The following is a 19,978-nucleotide window of genomic DNA, read 5'->3' as shown; positions in this document are numbered from 1 at the left end:
AAGGACGGGCCAGGAAAGCGCGGATACAGGGCAGACCTGTCTGCGGAAAACCGCGGGGAAGGAGATCGTATGCTTCGGGACGTGGATATAGAGGAAATATCCGACGGAAAATTTTATCTGCCGGATGATATGGCTCCGACAGGCTGCGGGGGCTGTGCGGGCTGCTCGGAGTGCTGCAGAAACACAGGGGATTCCATTATTCTCGATCCGTATGATATGTACCGGCTGACCGTCGGGATTCACCGGACGTTTACCGATATGATCGAGAAGCAGATTGAGATCCGTCTGGTGGACGGGCTGATTCTTCCGAATCTGATGGAGCACGATGAGACACAGGAAGACAAAGAGGACGGCTGCCCGTTTCTCGGCGGGGACGGGCGCTGCACTATCCATGCCTTCCGCCCGTCCTTCTGCCGGATGTTCCCCATGGGACGCTACTATCCGGATCCGGAAGAACTGCGCCAGAAAGGCGGACAGCGGTTTTCCGGGCGGACGTTTGTCTATATTCTTCAGAAAGAGGAATGCCCAGGAAGAACAGGAACCCCTGTCCTTCTGCGGGACTGGCTGGACACGCCGGATCTGGATGCCTATGAGAAATTTGCGGCGGACTGGCATGACTTCCTGCGTACGGCCGGGCAAAAGACAGAGCTTCTGACCGGGCAGAGCGCGGATCAGATGCGCCGTTACATCCTTCAGGTCTTTTATGTACAGCCTTACCAGACGGGACAGGATTTTTATCCGCAGTATGCGGCCAGAAGAAAAAAAGTCCGCGAGACCCTGGCACCCGTCCTGCAGGCGCAGGGAAGAAACTGATTGGTCAGAAGGGCAGACATCTGCTGCCTGTCACGGAGGAAAGGGAATGTTGGATTCCATCACAAAATTACTGGATCAGATATCGGCGGTGTTTCTTGTCCTGTCGCTGATTACCGGCATCATTCAGTGCTTTTTCGGCTACCGTCTGTTAAAATTCTGGATCACCCTTTTCGGGTTTCTTCTGGGATTCCTTCTGGGATACGGCATTTCCGGACAGCTGGTCAGCGACTCCGCCGCCGTTCCCGTGCTGGCTGGTATCGCGGCGGGCCTGCTTGTCGGCTTTCTTGCCTTTAAGATCTATCTGATGGGAGTCTTTGTGTTCTGCGGCCTTCTGGGGTTTTACCTGGTCTCCGCCATATCGTTTCCTTCCGGAGACGGCTGGACGGTACTTGCCTTTGTCCTGGAGATCGCGGCCTTTGTGGCGGTCGGCATCCTTTCCGTGAAATTCGCGCGGCCTTTTATTATTGTTATTACGGCCGGGAGCGGGGCGTACGCGGCTGTCCGCGCGCTGACATCTCTGGCTCCCTCCGTCACGCTGCTGCAGGTGCAGAACTCCCGTCTGATCATTCTTCTTGTCCTGGCGGCCTGCGGCATCATGCTGCAGTTCCTGATGACGGCGGATGACAGCAGGCCGCGGGCGGCCGGGAGACGGCGCTGACAGGCCGGAGACTGCAGCTGCCGTTGCAACGCGGAGCCTCCTCGTATATAATCATGCGTTGGAACCTGTTTTCAGGCAGTGCCGGATGACGGCACAGCTTTCCCATGCCCTGCAGCCATCTGCATGCCGAAGGCTATTTGAACAGGATGGCACAGGAGAAAAATCATGGATAAGTATTACAGATGCTATGCGGAGGTATCTCTGCGGGCAATCCGGCATAATATCGCAGAGGCAAAAAAAAGAATCGCGCCGGGGGTAAGAATGCTCGCGGTGGTAAAGGCCGACGCCTACGGGCACGGCGCCGTGCGCGTGGCGCACGCGCTGGAGGACATGGTTGATTTTTTTGCGGTGGCCACCGTGGACGAGGCCCTGGAACTCCGGGAAAATGATATTTCCCTTCCCGTGCTGATTTTGGGATATACCTCTCCCTCGGAATATCCGGAGATGATTGCGGAGGACATCCGCCCCTCCATTTACCGGGTGGAGGACGCCCGCGCGCTGAGCAGCGAGGCGGAACGGCAGGGAGTAAGGGCACGGATGCACATCGCGCTGGACACCGGAATGACAAGGATCGGGTTTCAGGTAAACGAAAAAGAAGCGGACAGGATCGCGGAGATCGCATCGCTTCCGTCTGTTGGTATCGAGGGGATGTTTACCCACTTCTCCTGCTGCGACCAGCAGGATCAGTCCTACACCAGAAACCAGATGAAGAAGTTTGACGCCATGGTGGAGCTGCTGCGGCAGCGCGGGGTGGAAATTCCCATCCTTCATGTCTGCAACAGCGCCGGGATTATGGAGTTTGACCAGGATACCTGGAGATTCGGCATGGTACGCTCCGGTATCATTACCTACGGGATCTATCCCTCCGAGGAGGTCAGCAAGGAAAACCTTCATCTGGAGCCGGCGCTTCAGTGGAAGGCGCATGTGATCCATGTCAAGGATGTGGGACCGGGGGTCGGCGTCAGCTACGGCGCCACCTATGTGACGGATAAGCCGGTTACCCGCATCGCGACGGTCTCCGCCGGATACGCGGACGGATATCCGCGGGCGCTGTCATCCAAAGGCAGGGTGCTGATCCGCGGGCAGTACGCGCCGATTCTGGGAAGAATCTGCATGGACCAGATGATGGTGGATGTCAGTGGCATACCGGATGTAAAGGTAGAGGACGTCGTTACCCTGATCGGGCGCGACGGAGGCGGGTTTATTCCCGTAGAGGAAGTCGCGGATCCTGCCGGAAGATTTAATTACGAGATGCTGTGCGGCATTTCCCCCAGGGTTGTGCGGCTCTATGATGAGGATCAGTAGAAAATATGCTTCTTGAGATCAGAGACGGATCGGCGTGCCGCAATGGCACGCCGGTCCTTTCCCATTTTTCCTTTGAAATACGCGGCACGGAAAAAATTGCGGTGACAGGCCGCAACGGGGCGGGAAAGACCACGCTCCTGAAGGTGCTTGCCGGAGAGATCGAGCTGGAAAAAAACGAGAAAAACCCGGATTCGGGCATGACGCAGGCAAGGACTTTTTCCCTTGGCATGCTGAACCAGCAGGCCGCGGACCAGCCGGAAAAGACGGTAGAGGAGCTGGTGCAGCAGGCCCTGCTCTCCGGCAGGCCTGCGGAATACCGCTTCTCTCCGGAGTATTATGAGGAGGAACAGCGGTATCACCGCATGCTGACAAATTTCGGCTTTCCCCTTTCCGCCAGGACAAAGAAACTGAAGGAGTTTTCGGGAGGCGAGCAGACAAAGCTGATGCTGATCCGGCTTCTTCTCCTGCAGCCGGATGTCCTGATTCTGGACGAGCCGACCAATCACCTGGATCTGGACTCGGTGGAGTGGCTGGAAAACTATATCCGGAATTATAAAAAGGCGGTCGTCATGGTTTCTCATGACCGCTATTTTCTGGACCGGACAGCGGATGTCGTCTGGGAGGCGGCCGGACAGAAACTGGTGCGCTATCCCGGAAACTATTCGGCCTTTGTAAAGGAAAAGGCGGCGGCGTATGAGCGGAAGCTGAAAAAATACCGGCAGCAGCAGGAGGAAATCGAAAGGGAGAAGGAGCTGATCGCGCGGTTTAAGAACCGTCCGCGGAAGGCGGCTTTTGCCAGAAACAGAAAAAAACTGCTGGAGCGGATGAAGCCGGCCGAAAAACCGGATCCGGATGACGCGGTGATCCACTTTGGAGAGATTCTTCCTGCACGGCGGGGAGGCAGGTGGGTTTACGAGTGCGAGCATCTGGAGACCGGCTATGACAGGGGAAAACCGCTGCAGGAAATTTCTTTCCGGATCCGCCGGGGGCAGAAGATCGGCATTCTGGGACCGAACGGCTCCGGGAAAAGTACCTTTCTCCGGACGATTGCCGGGAAGCTTCCGCCTCTGTCCGGGAGCCAGCGGATGGGAGAGCATACCGATGCCGCGTACTTTGACCAGATGTCTGCGGATATCCGGGACGCGTGTTCGGTGCTGGAGTGGTTTCATGACAGATACCCGGCCCTGCATGAGAAGGAAATACGGGAAATCCTGGCGGGATATCTGTTCCGGGGAAAGGATCTGGGGAAGAGGGTCTGTGATCTTTCCGGCGGGGAAAAGGCCCGCCTGGTGCTTGCCTCTCTGCTGCAGTCTGGCCCGAATTTCCTGATTCTGGATGAGCCGACCAATTACATGGATATCCCCGCCAAGGAAACCATGGAATCGGTTTTCCGGTGCTACCGCGGGACGATTCTGTTTGTCTCTCATGACCGCTACTTTCTGGACCGGGTGGCCGATTCTCTGTTGATTTTCGAGAAGGGGAACAAAGAAGTCCGGTACTATCCCTTTGGCTATACGCACTACAGGGAGAGCCGGAGAAAGGCTGCCGACGGTCAGGACGCGGCCGCGGTCCGCACAGCGGAAAATCAGAGGCTGATCGAGGAGCTGCGGGCGGTCCCGAAAGCAGAGCGCTTCCGGCTTCGTGAGATTTCCACCGAGGAGGCGGAGCTGGACTGGCGCTTCGGGCTGAACAAGAGGGAGAGGGAGAAGGCGGAGAAGGACTACCGGGACGCATGCGCCGCTCTGGAGGAGATCCGGTGCCTGCGGCTGAAGGAATTTGCCGAAAACGTCGGCATATCGGAAAGGGCAGAGAGCCGGGCAGGCGGCTCTTCGTGCAGAACATACGCGGAAGCAGGGGACGGCAGGCAGGAGCTGTCTGCCGTGACGGCGGAAAAGCCGGAAAAGCCGGAAACGGCCGAAGAAAAAACAGTCCGGACATGCGCGCGCTGGACGCGGACATGTCTGGACTGGTATGAGATCTGGCTGGATACGCCGGACGGACAGAAAACGTGAAGGCGTAAAAAACCGTTATTTACACGTTTTTCTTCCGGAGGTAGCAGAACCAGTAGGTACATCCGACAATGACAGAGCCGCCGATGATATTCCCGATGGTGACAGGAAGAAGGTTCCGGGCAAAAAAGGTTCCCCAGTTCAGGCCGTCCGCCGCGATTCCGTACTCGGAGGAGGCGAAGATTCCGGCAGGGACAAAGTACATGTTTGCCACGCTGTGTTCAAAACCGCATAGGACAAAAACCATAACCGGAAGCATCAGGCCGATGATTTTGCCGGCAAGCTCCTTTGCCGCGAAAGAGACCCAGACAGCCAGACACACCAGGATGTTGCACAGGATTCCCCGGATTATGGCATCGGTGAAGCTCATGCTCACTTTTCCGGATGCCGTGGAGACGACAGATTTTGCCAGACCGGAATCAAACAGGGAGAGGACATGGCCGTAAGTGACGGCCAGCGCGGTAAGGATACTTCCCGCCAGGTTTCCAAGGTATACGAAAAGCCAGCTTTTCAGCATCCGGCCAACGGAAGCCTTTTTCTCCAGAACCGGAATGATAAGAAGACAGTTGCCGGTGAAAAGTTCCGAGCCGGCGCACAGGACAAGCATCAGTCCGACCGGGAATACGCAGGCTCCCGCGAACTTTGCGACGGAAGCCAGCGGGATGCTGACGGCAACCGCCTGGCTGGCCACGGCCCCGAAGGCGATGTAGATGCCGGCCAGGATGCCCAGAAGGAACATTTTCGGAACAGGAAGGCTGATTTTTCTGACTCCGATGTCAACGTAGTTTCTAGCAATCTCCGCAGGTGAATTCATAGTTTTTCCTCCTCACAGAACCAAACAGGGAAGTAACACGATTTTGAGATACAGGGTTCTGCACATGATGTCTGTATCAGCAAACCTAACTTTTATTATCTGTCAAAAAAATGCGTTGTCAAATCATTTTTATGCTTCTTCCATGCGTCCATTTATCCTCCCCCGGTTGTCTTCTGCGGCCGGATTTCCGCGGAAGGGAGATGTCGGGATTGACGAGTATTTTTTCCTATGGTACGATATCGCTTGCGCAGGGTAGTTTATCATGGTAAAGTGATTACACACGACAACGTGAAAGGAACGGCCATTTCCCGCGGCAATGAGGGAAGGGTACGTCTGCGGCGTTCCTTTACCCTGCAGGGATCGTATGACAGGAGGAGAAAATCTATGAAAAAGAAAGTAATCGGCGGCATTCTTGCCGTGGCAATGGCGGCAGGCCTGGCGGGATGCGGAAGTTCTTCCGCGGCAGGAAGTTCCTCTGCTTCGGCATCATCCGGAGCGGCAGCGTCTGAAAGCCAGGCGCAGGAGGTTTCTGTCACAGCGCAGAGCACATCGGCATCCTCCGGCACTGCGTCGGGAGACAGCGATGTGGACTATATTAAAGGAAAGGGAAAACTGATCGTCGGCGTTACAGATTTCGCGCCGATGGATTATAAGGACGACAGCGGAAACTGGATCGGCTTTGACGCGGATCTGGCGACGAAGGTGGCGGACGACCTGGGCGTTGATGTGGAGTTTGTGGAAATCGACTGGGACAGCAAGATCCTGGAGCTGCAGAACAAGAGCATCGATGTGGTCTGGAATGGAATGACCCTTACGGATGAGGTTACCAATTCCATGGAGTGTACCAAGCCGTATCTGAAAAACGCGCAGGTTGTCGTCATGCCTGCGGACAAGGCAGACCAGTATCCGGATGCCGAGAGCATGAAGAGCCTGAATTTCGCCGTGGAAACCGGATCGGCAGGAGAAGAGGCCGCGAAGGACGCGGGATTTAATTATTCCTCGGTGGAATCCCAGGCCAATGCGTTAATGGAGGTGAAGTCCGGGACATCAGACGCCTGCATCATTGACCTGCTGATGGCTGGAGCGATGATCGGCGAGGGAACGGATTTTGCGGATATGGTGCATACGGTAGAACTCACCAGTGAGGAATATGGGATCGGCTGCAGAAAGGGATCGGATCTGGCGGAATTCATCAATCAGTCGCTTGCCTCTTATGAGAAGGACGGATCACTGAAGGAGCTGGCAGAAAAATACGGTGTGCAGGAATCCCTGATTCCGATTGCCTGACTGCTTTCCGGCGCAGGAAACAGAAGAAAAAGAAGCGTCAGCTTCTGACGACAGGTCGGATCTCCCCTCTGCGGGAGCCGGCCTGCTTTTCTGCGTGACAGGGAAAATCCGGCGGCACGGCGGCGTGCGCGGCGGAGACAATCTGTGGTGTCACGCGCTTGTGACATGGCGGTTTTACTGAAAAAGAGTTTCAAGGAGTAGCGACATGTTTATCACAGTAACTTTGCAGCTTCTGCAGGGATTTGCGAAAACGGTGGAATTATTTGCCCTGACCCTGCTGTTTTCCCTGCCCCTGGGGCTGCTGCTCAGCCTTGGTTCCATGAGCAGGGCGAAGATTCTGAAATATCCCATCAAGTTTCTCATCTGGGTGATCCGCGGGACGCCGCTGATGCTGCAGCTGATGGTTATTTTTTACGGACCGGGCCTTTTGGGAAATCCGGTATGGAACGGCATGGGAAACAACGGGCGGTTTGTCGCTGCGCTGGTGGCCTTTGTCATCAATTATTCCTGCTATTTTTCGGAGATCTACCGCGGCGGCATCCAGTCGGTCCCGGTCGGCCAGTATGAGGCCGGGCAGGTTCTCGGAATGACCAGGGGGCAGATTTTCCGGAAGGTCGTTCTTCTGCAGGTGATCAAACGGATTGTCCCGCCCATGTCAAACGAAATTATCACACTGGTTAAGGATACCTCTCTGGCAAACGTCATCAGTGTTACAGAAATTATTTTCATGGGCAATTCCTTTACCAAATCCAACGGGCTGATCTGGCCGCTGTTTTATACGGGCGTGTTTTATCTTCTGTTCTGCGGCCTGCTGACCATCCTGTTCGGATATATCGAGAAAAAATTGAGTTATTTCCGCTGAAAGCATGAGGGAAAAAATGGCACTTCTGGAAGTATCACATATAGAAAAAAATTTTGAGAACACGAAGGTGCTGAAGGATATCAGCTTTCAGATGGAGGAGGGGCAGGCGGTTTCCATCATCGGTTCCTCCGGTAGCGGGAAAACCACCCTGCTCCGCTGTCTGAACTTTCTGGAGGTACCGGACGGGGGAACCATCACGGTACGCGGAGAAAAGCTGTTTGACGCGGCGGAAAAAGCGCAGGAGAGTGAGGAGCAGATCCGGAAAAAACGCCTGCATTTCGGGTTAGTTTTTCAGAATTTCAACCTTTTTCCGCAGTACACGGCACTGGAAAACGTGACGCTGGCCCCGAAGCTGGCGCTGGAAAAAGCGGACGCGGAGAGCCTCGGCAGGATTGAGTCGCACGGAAGAGAGCTCCTTCGGAAGATGGGGCTGGAAAACAGGGAGAACAACTACCCGCACCAGCTCTCCGGGGGACAGCAGCAGCGGGTGGCCATTGCCCGGGCACTCGCCCTGCAGCCGGATATTCTCTGCTTTGACGAGCCGACCTCCGCGCTGGATCCGCTGCTTACCGGCGAAGTGCTGAAGGTCATCCGCAGCCTGGCGGAGCAGCACACGACCATGATTATTGTGACGCACGAGATGTCCTTTGCGCGCGACGTGTCCGACCAGGTGATCTTTATGGATAAGGGCGTGATTGCGGAGCAGGGAACACCGGAGGAGATCTTTCACCATCCGAAGGAGGAAAGAACCCGCCGGTTTTTGTCGGGCTACGCCAATCCGGATTAAGGGTATGGTTTGCTTTTACCCTGTCTATGCCTTATAATGGCAACGTGATTTATGGCTTTTTGCGGCCTCAGGACTGGCTTCGGATTCATTCCGAAAGATTCATTCAGGAAGGGAAAGAACATGGCAAATACGGACGGCTATATCAGTCCCCTGTCAGAGCGCTATGCCAGCAGGGAAATGCAGCACATTTTTTCCGAGGATTTTAAGTTCACCACATGGAGAAGGCTCTGGATTGCTCTGGCTGAGACGGAGAAGGAGCTCGGACTGAATATTACGCAGGAACAGATTGACGAGATGAAGGCGCATGTGTCCGACATCAATTATGATGTGGCAAGGGCAAGGGAGAAAGTGGTCCGTCATGACGTTATGTCCCATGTCTATGCCTACGGCGTCCAGTGCCCGAAGGCAAAGGGCATTATCCATCTGGGCGCAACCTCCTGCTATGTGGGAGACAATACAGATATTATTATTATGAGCGAGGCCCTGAAGCTCATCCGGAAAAAACTGGTCAATGTCATAGACGTGCTGGCGAAATTCGCCAGAAAGGAAAAAGACCAGCCCTGCCTTGCTTTTACTCATTTCCAGCCGGCGCAGCCCACAACGCTGGGCAAGCGGGCGACCCTCTGGCTGAATGAGTTTGTCATGGATCTCGGAGATCTGGAGTATGTGCAGGGCACGCTGAAGCTGCTCGGCTCCAAGGGGACAACGGGAACGCAGGCCAGCTTCCTGGAGCTGTTCAACGGGGATCAGGAGAAGGTAGACCGGATTGACCCGATGATCGCGGAAAAAATGGGGTTCCGGGAATGCTATCCGGTGTCCGGACAGACCTATTCCAGAAAGGTAGACACCAGGGTGCTGAATGTCCTGGCGGGAATTGCGGCCAGCGCGCATAAGTTCTCCAATGATGTCCGCCTCCTGCAGCATCTGAAAGAGGTCGAAGAGCCGTTTGAAAAAACCCAGATCGGCTCCTCTGCCATGGCCTATAAGCGGAACCCGATGCGGAGCGAGCGGATTGCCTCCCTGTCCAGATATGTGATGATTGACGCGCTGAATCCGGCCATGACTTCTTCGGAGCAGTGGTTCGAGAGGACGCTGGACGACTCGGCGAACAAGAGACTCTCCGTCGCGGAAGGCTTCCTGGCGGTCGACGGCATTCTGGATTTGGTTCTGAACGTGGCGGACGGTCTTGTGGTTTATCCGAAGGTCATTGAAAAGCACCTGATGGCGGAGCTGCCCTTTATGGCCACGGAGAACATCATGATGGACGCCGTGAAAGCGGGAGGCGACCGGCAGGAGCTGCATGAAAGAATCCGGGAGCTCTCCATGGAGGCGGGAAGGACGGTTAAGGAGCAGGGGCGTGAGAACGACCTGCTGGACCGCATCGCGGCGGATCCGGCCTTCAACCTATCCATCGGCGACCTGAGAAAATCCATGGATCCGAAAAAATACATCGGACGCGCTCCCCGTCAGGTGGAGAAGTACCTGAAGGAAGTCATTGACCCTCTCCTGAAGGAGAGGAAGGATCTTCTGGGCGTCAGGGCAACGATTTCTGTATAAAGGAGGATGTCATGGTTAAGGCTGTTGTTGGTGCAAACTGGGGCGATGAGGGAAAGGGAAAAATTACCGATACACTGGCAAACGAGGCGGATATTGTCATCCGTTTCCAGGGCGGCGCAAATGCCGGCCACACCATTGTGAATCAGTACGGAAAATTTGCGCTTCACACCATGCCCTCCGGCGTATTCCATCCGGATATCATGAATATCATCGGAAACGGCATGGCTTTCGATATTGATAAATTTATACAGGAACTGGATGAGATTGTGTCCCGCGGGGTGCCGAAGCCGCAACTGATGGTTTCTGACCGCGTACAGGTCATGATGCCCTACCATGTGCAGTTTGATTCCCTGGAGGAGGCCAGGCTGGCGGGAAAATCCTTCGGTTCCACGAAGTCCGGCATTGCGCCCTTCTACAGTGATAAATTTGCCAAGATCGGTTGGCAGATCAACGAATTTTATCAGGACGACGAGGTCCTGATGGAGAAAATCAACCGCATTGCGGACCAGAAGGATGTCCTGCTGACCGGACTTTACCACACGGATCCGATTGACAGGCAGGGGCTCCTTCAGTGGATCAAAGACAGAAGGGAAAAGGTGAAGGATTATCTGGGCAATGTGTCTCTTTACCTGGATACAGCGATCCGGGAGGGGAAAAACATTCTGCTGGAGGGCCAGCTGGGCACCATGAAGGATCCGGATCACGGCATCTACCCGATGGTGACCTCCAGCTCTCCTCTGGCGGCATACGGCGCCATCGGGGCCGGAATTCCACCCTATGAGATCAAAAAAGTGGTCGTCGTCTCCAAGGCTTATTCTTCCGCGGTGGGCGCGGGTGAATTTGTCTCTGAAATTTTCGGGGAGGACGCAGAGCTCCTCCGCAATCATGGCGGAGACGGGGGAGAGTACGGCGCGACGACGGGCAGACCCAGAAGGGTCGGATGGTACGACTGTGTGGCGTCTAAATACGGGTGCCGCCTGCAGGGCGCGACGGATGTCGCGTTCACGGTGCTGGATGACCTGGGATATCTGGACGAGATTCCCGTCTGCGTGGCCTACGAGCTGGACGGGAAGGAAATCACGGAATTTCCGGTTACCAAAGACCTGAAGCGCTGCAAACCGGTTTACCGTACCTTTAAGGGTTGGAAATGCGACATCCGGGGCATCCGGAAATTTGAGGATCTTCCCAGGGAAGCGCAGGATTATGTGAATTTCATCGAAAGCCAGATCGGATATCCCATCACCATGGTTTCCAACGGACCGGGAAGAGATGACATTATTTATCGCCGGGGAGCTGTATGAAGCGGAACAACAGAAATCGGAAACAGACGCTGCTGGCGGGAGCGCTGGCAGGCGCTATAGGAATTGTTGCGGCGGGCTGCTCTCTCCCGAACAGCAATGAGAACACATCCATCTCCGCGGACGAGACGGGAGTGATCACCGAGACCGTGGTGGAATCGGTGGGAGAGGACTCGTTTACCGAGGATGAGCTGAAGCAGTACATTGAACAGGAGATCGCGGATTATACGGACAGCGGCGGGGGCAAGGTTTCCCTGACAAAATGTACGGTGGCCAACCGGACGGCAGAGACGGTGATGACTTATGCGACGTGTGACGATTACGCGAAGTTTAACAACGTCACCTGCTTTCTCGGCACGATACAGGCCGCGGAGGACGCGGGGTATGACGTCTCGCAGAGCTTTGTAGACAAAAAGGGTGCCGCGGCAGACGCGGAGATCATCTCCGAGAGGGCAAAGGAGTGGAAAATTTTCATCTGTGAGGAGCCGGTCCAGGTAAGGCTTCCGGATAAAATTCTCTATGCCACGGACAATGTGACAATAACCGGAAGGCTGACGGCAACGGTGAACACGGTGCTGGATACGCCGGTGGCAACGCCTGCGGCGGCTTCGTCAGACAGCAGCGTATCCTCGGCGGGAGAGACGCAGACGGAGAGTGTCAAGGCTTCCTCTGCTTCCTCCGCAGGCGGAAGCGGGACGGCCGCTGTTTCCCAGGCGGCGGAAGGAGGGACGGACAGCCGGCAGATCAACCCCTATGCCACCGTGTCCGATTATTACGCGTATATCATTTATAAATGATAGTACCACCATGATCACAGTGCCAAAATCCGACACCACGCATGCCTGCGTGCAGGGGGATAAAAGGTACTTTGAACATTCATATCACGGGATATCTTCCGGGACCCTGCGGGGCCGCGGCGGTTTCAGAAATCAGTCAACAGCAGACAGAGAGGCGGAAAAAAATGGAAAAGACAATGGATAAAATTATCGCGATGGCCAAATCACGCGGGTTTGTGTTTCCGGGATCCGAGATATACGGCGGCCTGGCCAATACCTGGGATTACGGCCCGCTCGGCGTGGAGCTGAAGAATAACGTCAAGAAGGCCTGGTGGAAGAAGTTTGTGCAGGACAATAAATATAACGTGGGCGTGGACTGCGCGATCCTGATGAATCCGCAGACCTGGGTCGCGTCCGGGCATCTGGGAAGCTTTTCCGATCCGCTGATGGACTGCAAGGAGTGCCATGAGCGCTTCCGCGCGGACAAGCTGATCGAGGATTTCTGCGAACAGAACGGAATTGAGATCGAGAACGGCAGCTGCGACGGATGGTCACAGGAAAAGATGATGGGCTTTATTGAAGAGCATCAGATCCCCTGCCCCAGCTGCGGAAAACACAATTTTACGGATATCCGGCAGTTTAACCTGATGTTCAAGACGTTCCAGGGCGTCACGGAGGATGCCAAGAATACGGTTTATCTCCGTCCGGAAACCGCGCAGGGTATTTTTGTCAATTTCAAGAATGTGCAGCGCACGACCAGAAAGAAGATTCCCTTCGGAATCGGACAGATCGGCAAGTCTTTCCGGAATGAAATCACACCCGGAAACTTTACCTTCCGCACGCGTGAGTTTGAGCAGATGGAGCTGGAGTTTTTCTGTGAGCCGGATACGGATCTGGAGTGGTTCGATTACTGGAGATCCTTCTGCCGCGACTGGCTGCAGAAGCTGGGCATGAAGCCGGAAGAGATGAGGCTCCGTGATCACGCCAAGGAGGAGCTGAGCTTCTACAGCAAGGCGACGACGGATATCGAGTTCCTGTTCCCCTTCGGCTGGGGAGAGCTCTGGGGAATCGCGGACCGGACCGACTACGACCTGGGACGCCATCAGGAGGTATCCGGCCAAGATCTTACGTATTTCGACGACCAGAAGAACATCCGCTACATCCCCTATGTCATTGAGCCGTCGCTGGGAGCGGACCGTGTGGTTCTTGCGTTCCTGTGCAGCGCCTATGACGAGGAAGTCCTGGACGAGGAGAAAAACGATGTCCGCACAGTCCTGCATTTCCATCCGGCGCTTGCCCCGGTGAAGATTGCTGTTCTGCCGCTGTCCAAAAAGCTGACGGAGCAGGCGGAGAAGATTTACGACCATCTCTGCGAGAAATACAACTGTGAATATGACGACAGGGGAAATATCGGAAAGAGATACCGCAGGCAGGATGAAATCGGAACGCCGTACTGCGTGACCTATGATTTCGATTCCGAAAATGACGGCGCCGTGACAATCCGCGACAGGGATACCATGGAGCAGGTGCGGGTGAAAATCGAGGAACTGGATCAGTATTTCGACGGGAAATTTGACTTCTGATTGACCGTAACAAATAGATCTGACGCGGACAGCGATATCTGTCAGGAAGCGAGGTGCTGCAGATGCAGAAAAAACGTGTGGTAATTTCCCTGGGACACTCGGCGCTGGGGGCGACTCTCCCGGAGCAGAGAGAGGCAGTCACTAAGGCGGTCCGGGCGGTTGCGGACCTGGTTGCGGACGGGGCGAACGTCGTGATCACGCACAGCAACGGTACGCAGGTAGGCATGATTCATACAGCAATGAACGAATTCGCCAAGGCGCACGCGGAATACACGGGCGCTCCTATGGCCGTGTGCTCCGCCATGAGCCAGGGGTATATCGGCTATGATATTCAGAACGCGCTCCGGGCAGAGCTTCTCCGCCGCGGTATTTACCGGAATATTGCCACCATCATCACGCAGGTGACGGTGGATCCCTATGATGAGGCGCTCTACCAGCCCACAAAGGTGATCGGCCGTGTCCTTACCAAAGAGGAGGCGGAAGCGGAGCAGAAAAAGGGAAACTTTGTGACAGAGGTAGAAGGCGGGTACCGCAGGATTATCGCGGCTCCGAAGCCGCAGGAGATTATCGAGCTGGACTCCATTCGGCTTCTGCTGGACGCCGGCCACATTGTCATAGCGGGCGGCGGAGGCGGAATTCCGGTTCTGGAGCAGGGCGAGACGCTTCGCGGCGCCAGCGCGGTGATCGAGAAGGATCTGATTGCTACCAGGCTTGCCGAGGAGCTTCGCGCGGACGAGCTGGTCATCCTGACCAGCGTCGATCATGTCATGCTGAACTACGGCAGGGAGAATGCCACGCCTCTGGGGAAGATCACGGTTTCCGAGGCGGAGGGCTATATCCGGGAGGGGCAGTTCGGGGACGCCACGATGCTTCCCAAAGTCCAGGCCGCCTGCAGCTTTATCCGCAGGGGCGGGAAAAGAGCGGTCATCACATCGGTTCATAATGCCAAGGCGGCATTCGAGGGCAGCGCCGGAACCAGCATCGTAGAAGGCTGATTCTTATGAAGAAATGGATCGTTCTGGCGGTATCCTCCGCGGCCTTCTGCCTGGTGGGACTTTTTTTCTGTATTTCCATGATCCTGCAGGGGGCGGTTCTGCCGTTTGGGGACGGCGCCTCACAGGCGGAGGCCTCTGCTTCCGCCGCGGAGAGCACGGAGTCCATGAACGCAGACTCTGCCGTCAGCAGCTCCGCAGACGCCCCGGCCATTCCCGGAATCACGGCGGAGCAGGCGGCCCTGCTTCCGCAGAATCCTGCGGATTTCAGCAGGAGTGTCTGGGCGGTTGACTGGGATGAGGATTCCGCGAAAACCTATCTGGACGCCCATCAGGATGGCATCTCTGAGGTCAGCATTTTTGCGGCCACCTTCAATTCGGCCGGACAGATCAGCGAGCCGGACGCGCTCACCGCGCTGATGACGGATCTGAAGGCCGCGTATCCCGATAAAAAATATTATCTGTCTGTGACCAATGATATTATTGAGGACGGATGGACAGAGGCAAAAAATTCCAATATTCTCTACACGCTTCTGGAGGACGAGGGCAGCGCCCGCGCGCATGCGCAGCAGCTGGCGGCTCTCGCCTCGGAACAGGGATTCGACGGAGTGGAAATTGACTACGAGAGTATCTACGGAGACACCACGCTCTGGAATCTTGTCATCCGCTTTGAGGACATGCTGGCCGAGGAGGCAGGGAGCAGAGGACTGGGTGTGCGCGTTGTGCTGGAGCCTTCGATTCCGGCGGATCAGCTGAATTTCTCCGACCGGGTGGAACATGTCGTGATGTGCTATGACGCGCACGGGATCGGCACCGATGCCGGACCGAGGGCGGATTTTGATTTTTTAAGCGGCATCGTCAGCAACTTTTCCAGGGTGCCGAACCTCTCCTACGCCATCGCGAACGGAGGCTACGACTGGAACCTGGGCGGCGGATATACAGAGCCCTGTTCGGACAGGGATGTCGCCAAGATCATGGGAACCTACGGCGGGGAACCTGTCCGGGACGAATCTAACGGAGCCCTGCTTTACAGCTACACGGACGAGGCAGGCAGCGCGCATCAGCTCTGGTACGGGGACGAGGAGACGCTGCGCATCTGGCAGACACAGATTGAAAACCAGGTGGGGCATCCGGTTTCCGTCTGTATCTGGAGAGCATGATTTTTTAGAAATTTTAGAAATGTTTTGGAAAGCGGTCAAAGTTTCATCACATTTTCTCGTTAGAATGAGTCTCAGATAGTTGATCAAAACAAACTATCTCCCCCTCATTTTAAGAACACAGAGAACCCCGGATCCGAGAGATTCGGGGTTTTCTGTTGCCTGAAATTATGCTATCCTTTACTCGTTACGTTGCGTCTGCCGGATATCCGGCAGAAGTACAGACACAGGCCGGCTGCGCCGGCGCTGGATGGGAGCGGAAAATGAAAAAACTGAAAGAACTTCTGGACGGCCTGCAGGCCGAGGTGCTGCAGGGCAGTCTGGAGAAAGAAATAGAGGGTGTTGCCTATGATTCCCGGAAGGCAGGGGAAAATTACCTGTTCGTCTGCATCCGGGGAGCCGTCTCCGACGGCCATGCCTATGCGAAGGAGGTCGCTGAGAAGGGGGCGGCGGCTTTTCTTGTGGAGACACCGGTAGAAGTGCCTTCCTCCGTCACGGTGATCCGTGTTCCCAGCACCCGTTACGCGCTGGCGCTGGTTTCCTCTGTATGGTTTGACCATCCGGAGAAAAAGCTGACAACCATCGGCATTACCGGGACCAAGGGGAAAACGACAACGACTTATATGATCCAGTCCATTCTGGAGGCGGCAGGCCATAAAACAGGCCTGATCGGCACGATTGAGAGCATCACCGGGCTGCGCACCATTCCGTCCGAGAATACGACGCCGGAATCCTACCTGATCTACGAGTACTTTTCGGAGATGGTCCGGGCCGGGTTTGACAGCGTGGTCATGGAGGTATCCTCCCAGGCTCTGAAACTGGACCGGGTCGCCGGGATCTATTTTGATTACGGCATTTTTACCAATATAGAGGCGGACCATATCGGGCCGAATGAACACGCCAGCTTTGAGGAATACATGGAGTGCAAGAAGAAGCTTCTCCAGAACTGCAGGATCGGCATTGTGAACCGGGACGACAGGCATTTCCAGCAGATTGTGGAGGGCGCGTCCTGCAAGCTGGAAACCTACGGCTACAGCGAACAGGCGGATCTCCGCGCGGAAAACGCCATGATGATCTGCAAGCCGGGCTATCTGGGAATCCGCTATCAGGCTTCCGGGCTGGTCAATATTCCGGTGGAAATCGATATTCCCGGCCGTTTTTCTGTCTATAATTCACTGGCGGCCGTGGCGGTCTGCTACCACTTCGGGGTGACAGAGGAAGAGATCATGAAGGCTCTGACCCATGCAAAGGTCAAGGGACGGGTGGAGATGGTCCGGGTTTCCGACAAATTTACCCTGATGATTGATTACGCGCACAACGCGATGGCGCTGGAGAGCCTTCTTTCCACCCTCCGCGAGTACCATCCGAACCGCATCGTATGTTTGTTCGGATGCGGCGGAAACAGGGACAGGGACCGCCGGTTCGAGATGGGGGAAGTCTCCGGAAAGATGGCGGATTTCACCATTATCACCTCGGACAATCCCAGGAATGAGGATCCGCAGGCAATCATGGACGATATCCGGACAGGCATGGAAAAAACCGACGGGGAATACATTGAGATTGCGGACCGGAAAGAGGCGATCCGGTACGCCATCCATCACGGCGAGCCGGGAGATATTATTGTTCTCGCCGGAAAGGGACACGAGGACTACCAGATTATCAAGGGAAAGAAATATCCCATGGACGAGCGTGTGCTGATTCAGGAGATCCTGGAGGAAGACAGACAGGCAGATGCAGGAACTGTATGCTGATGTAATTGTAAATATTACCCAGGAGAGTCTGGATAAAACCTTCCAGTACAGAATTCCGGAAAAACTGCGGGAGAGTGTGCGGGAGGGAACGGCGGTGCGGATTCCGTTCGGCAGGGGAACCCGGACCGTGGACGGCTATGTGGTCGGCATCAGTGCCGCTCCGAAAATTGAGGAGAGCCGGATACGGCCGATTCTGGAGATCCAGGAAGGGCGGCTGCCGATCGAGGGGCGTCTCCTGCAGCTGGCTGTCTGGATGAAAAAGACCTACGGCTCGACCATGAACCGTGCGCTTCAGACGGTTCTTCCCGTAAAGGAAAAGGAGAAGGCGTCTACCGCGGACAGCATACGGGTGATCGCGGACAGGGAAACGCTGCAGCGCGCCCTGGAGGAGAGCCGGCAGAAGGGACATAAGGCGAAGGAGCGCGCGCTCCGGTCTCTTCTGGACCCGGGCGGGGAGAGCTGCCCGGACCGCCTCCGGTTTATGAAAACAGCGGGGGTTACATCCTCTGTCCTGCAGAGTCTTCAGAAAGACGGCCTGATTTCCGTGGAGACCCACCGGGTCATCCGGAATCCGGAGGATCTGCTGGAAGATGCGGACGAGGCGGAAAACGGCCTGTCGGTTCCGGAACAGGAGGGCAGGGAGCTGACTCCCGGCCAGAAAAAAGTCAGGGACGGAATTCTGGCGGAGTGGAACGGACAGAATCGTCCGTGTCTGATCCGCGGAATCACCGGAAGCGGAAAGACACTGATCTATATGGACCTGATCGGGGAAGTGCTGCGGGAGGGAAGGCAGGCGATTGTCCTGATTCCGGAGATCTCCCTTTCCTGGCAGACGGTGCGGAGATTCCGCAGAAGGTTCGGGGATGCGGTCGCGGTCCTTCATTCCAGAATGTCAAAGGGGGAGCGGTTCGACCAGATGGAGCGGGCCAGGACAGGGGAGGCAAAGATCGTCATAGGTCCCCGTTCGGCATTATTCACCCCGTTTCCCGACACCGGGCTGATCCTGATCGACGAGGAGCATGAACCGAGTTACCGGTCGGAAAAAGCCCCCTGCTATGACGCGAGGGAGACCGCGCTGGAACGCGCGCGCATGGAACAGGCGCATGTGGTATTCGGCTCCGCGACCCCTTCCGTAGACGCGTGGTACCGCTGCCGGAAGGGGGAATTCGCCGGGTTTGTTCTGGACAGCCGCTATGGCGGAGCCGGCCTCCCGTCGGTGGAAATTGTGGATATGCGGAAGGAGCTTCAGAACGGCAACCGGTCCGTGATCAGCTCCCGCCTGCAGCTGGAACTGGAGGAAAGACTCCGGAAAAAGGAACAGAGCATGCTTTTCCTGAACCGGAGGGGAGTTTCCGGCTTTTTGTCCTGCCGGTCCTGCGGAGAGGTCATCCGGTGCCCGCACTGCGATGTTTCTCTCACGCTTCACAACAACGGGAAGCTTGTATGCCACTACTGTGGCTATGAGACAGATCCGGTCCGGGTCTGCCCTCACTGCGGTTCTCCGTTTATCAGCGGCTTCCGTGTGGGAACCCAGAAGGTGGAAAGCGAGCTGAAAAGCAGGTTTCCGCAGGCAAGGATTCTGCGCATGGACGCGGATTCCACAAGGGGGAAGAATGATTACCGGAAGATTCTCCGCACGTTTGCCATGCATCAGGCGGATATCCTGGTCGGTACGCAGATGATCGTAAAGGGACATGATTTTCCGGATGTTACGCTGGTGGGAGTCCTGGCGGCGGATCTCTCGCTGGGAGAGAACAGCTACCGGGCGGCAGAGAGGACGTACCAGCTGCTTGTACAGGCAGTCGGACGCGCCGGCAGGGGAAGTGTGCCCGGTCTTGCCGTCATTCAGACCTATCAGCCGGATCACTACAGCATACGTGCCGCGGCCAGCCAGGATTACGACGCTTTTTACTCCGAAGAAATTGCCGGGAGAGAGTTCCTGAATTATCCTCCGGTCTGGCAGATGCTTGCCGTGAGGGGAAGCTGTACGGACGGGCAGAGACTGCAGCGGGCGTTTCTGGCGCTCCGCGAGTTCCTCCGGAAATATCGGAGGTCCGAACAGACGGTCCTGCTGGGGCCGACGCCGGAGACGGTGGCCAGGATTAAGGATAACTGGCGGGAGGTGCTGTACGTTCGGGAGCCGGACCGGCAGGAGATTATCCGCCTGCGCAGCATGGCGGAGCGCTACATTGAAATTAATTCCGGATTCCGGGATATTTATTTTACGTTTGAACTGAATTCCTAGAGTCAGGGGAAAACGGAACGGCAGCCCGTATCCGTTTTCCCGCGAGGGAGTTTCAGAAAAATTTCTGCGGCGCGCAAAGAGAGC

17 protein-coding genes are annotated in these 19,978 nt (G+C 56.0%); 16 read left to right on the top strand and 1 reads right to left on the bottom strand.

Features of this window, described 5'->3' with window-relative positions; genetic code table 11:
* Positions 1–69 precede the first annotated feature (69 nt).
* The 4 genes from FYJ60_RS07630 to FYJ60_RS07615 all read left to right on the top strand — a co-directional run bounded on the left by FYJ60_RS07630 (position 70) and on the right by FYJ60_RS07615 (position 4,788).
* Positions 70–813, top strand: a complete 744-nt coding sequence (locus FYJ60_RS07630; RefSeq protein WP_205839025.1) for a YkgJ family cysteine cluster protein — start codon at positions 70–72, stop codon at positions 811–813.
* A gap of 46 nt (positions 814–859) precedes the next feature.
* Positions 860–1,471, top strand: coding sequence for a TM7S3/TM198-like domain-containing protein (locus FYJ60_RS07625; protein ID WP_205839023.1), 612 nt, complete (start codon positions 860–862; stop codon positions 1,469–1,471).
* A 165-nt stretch (positions 1,472–1,636) separates the two neighbouring features.
* Complete coding sequence (alr, locus tag FYJ60_RS07620; protein WP_154458068.1) at positions 1,637–2,776, top strand: alanine racemase; 1,140 nt, start codon at positions 1,637–1,639, stop codon at positions 2,774–2,776.
* A gap of 5 nt (positions 2,777–2,781) precedes the next feature.
* Entirely contained in the window at positions 2,782–4,788 is a 2,007-nt protein-coding gene (locus FYJ60_RS07615) for an ABC-F family ATP-binding cassette domain-containing protein (RefSeq protein ID WP_154458067.1), read from the top strand.
* Between the two features lie 19 nt (positions 4,789–4,807).
* Here FYJ60_RS07615 and FYJ60_RS07610 read toward each other — a convergent pair whose 3' ends face one another.
* On the bottom strand, positions 4,808–5,599 hold the full coding sequence (locus FYJ60_RS07610) for a formate/nitrite transporter family protein (protein ID WP_154458066.1): 792 nt from the start codon (positions 5,597–5,599) through the stop codon (positions 4,808–4,810).
* Between the two features lie 384 nt (positions 5,600–5,983).
* On the opposite strand from FYJ60_RS07610, the gene FYJ60_RS07605 reads away from it, so the two are divergent.
* From FYJ60_RS07605 to priA, 12 genes are all read left to right on the top strand, one after another.
* On the top strand, positions 5,984–6,886 hold the full coding sequence (locus FYJ60_RS07605) for a transporter substrate-binding domain-containing protein (RefSeq protein WP_154458065.1): 903 nt from the start codon (positions 5,984–5,986) through the stop codon (positions 6,884–6,886).
* Positions 6,879–7,067, top strand: coding sequence for a hypothetical protein (locus FYJ60_RS07600; RefSeq protein ID WP_154458064.1), 189 nt, complete (start codon positions 6,879–6,881; stop codon positions 7,065–7,067). The genes FYJ60_RS07605 and FYJ60_RS07600 overlap by 8 nt, the downstream gene beginning before the upstream one ends.
* A gap of 24 nt (positions 7,068–7,091) precedes the next feature.
* Complete coding sequence (locus tag FYJ60_RS07595; RefSeq protein WP_154458063.1) at positions 7,092–7,748, top strand: amino acid ABC transporter permease; 657 nt, start codon at positions 7,092–7,094, stop codon at positions 7,746–7,748.
* Positions 7,749–7,764: 16 nt separating this feature from the next.
* The gene (locus FYJ60_RS07590; RefSeq protein ID WP_154458062.1) at positions 7,765–8,535 is read left to right on the top strand and encodes an amino acid ABC transporter ATP-binding protein; all 771 of its coding nucleotides are present in this window, start codon (positions 7,765–7,767) and stop codon (positions 8,533–8,535) included.
* Between the two features lie 120 nt (positions 8,536–8,655).
* Positions 8,656–10,092: an adenylosuccinate lyase gene (gene purB / locus FYJ60_RS07585; RefSeq protein WP_154458061.1), complete on the top strand. Its 1,437-nt coding sequence runs from the start codon at positions 8,656–8,658 to the stop codon at positions 10,090–10,092.
* An 11-nt stretch (positions 10,093–10,103) separates the two neighbouring features.
* Complete coding sequence (locus FYJ60_RS07580; protein ID WP_154458060.1) at positions 10,104–11,393, top strand: adenylosuccinate synthase; 1,290 nt, start codon at positions 10,104–10,106, stop codon at positions 11,391–11,393.
* Positions 11,390–12,187, top strand: a complete 798-nt coding sequence (locus tag FYJ60_RS07575) for a hypothetical protein (RefSeq protein WP_154458059.1) — start codon at positions 11,390–11,392, stop codon at positions 12,185–12,187. The genes FYJ60_RS07580 and FYJ60_RS07575 overlap by 4 nt, the downstream gene beginning before the upstream one ends.
* A 164-nt stretch (positions 12,188–12,351) precedes the next feature.
* A complete protein-coding gene (locus tag FYJ60_RS07570; protein ID WP_154458058.1) occupies positions 12,352–13,749 on the top strand; it encodes a glycine--tRNA ligase in 1,398 nt (465 codons plus the stop codon).
* 62 nt (positions 13,750–13,811) lie between these two features.
* Positions 13,812–14,744: a carbamate kinase gene (arcC, locus tag FYJ60_RS07565; RefSeq protein WP_154458057.1), complete on the top strand. Its 933-nt coding sequence runs from the start codon at positions 13,812–13,814 to the stop codon at positions 14,742–14,744.
* A gap of 5 nt (positions 14,745–14,749) precedes the next feature.
* The gene (locus FYJ60_RS07560; protein ID WP_154458056.1) at positions 14,750–15,901 is read left to right on the top strand and encodes a glycoside hydrolase family 18 protein; all 1,152 of its coding nucleotides are present in this window, start codon (positions 14,750–14,752) and stop codon (positions 15,899–15,901) included.
* A gap of 260 nt (positions 15,902–16,161) precedes the next feature.
* Positions 16,162–17,649, top strand: coding sequence for a UDP-N-acetylmuramoyl-L-alanyl-D-glutamate--2,6-diaminopimelate ligase (locus FYJ60_RS07555; protein ID WP_154458055.1), 1,488 nt, complete (start codon positions 16,162–16,164; stop codon positions 17,647–17,649).
* Positions 17,630–19,894, top strand: coding sequence for a replication restart helicase PriA (gene priA / locus FYJ60_RS07550; protein ID WP_154458054.1), 2,265 nt, complete (start codon positions 17,630–17,632; stop codon positions 19,892–19,894). Before FYJ60_RS07555 ends, priA begins: the two co-directional genes overlap by 20 nt.
* Positions 19,895–19,978: the final 84 nt, after the last annotated feature.

The organism is Bilifractor porci (assembly GCF_009696005.1).
GTDB lineage: Bacteria > Bacillota > Clostridia > Lachnospirales > Lachnospiraceae > Bilifractor > Bilifractor porci.
This window is presented reverse-complemented; position numbering and strand designations above follow the sequence as displayed.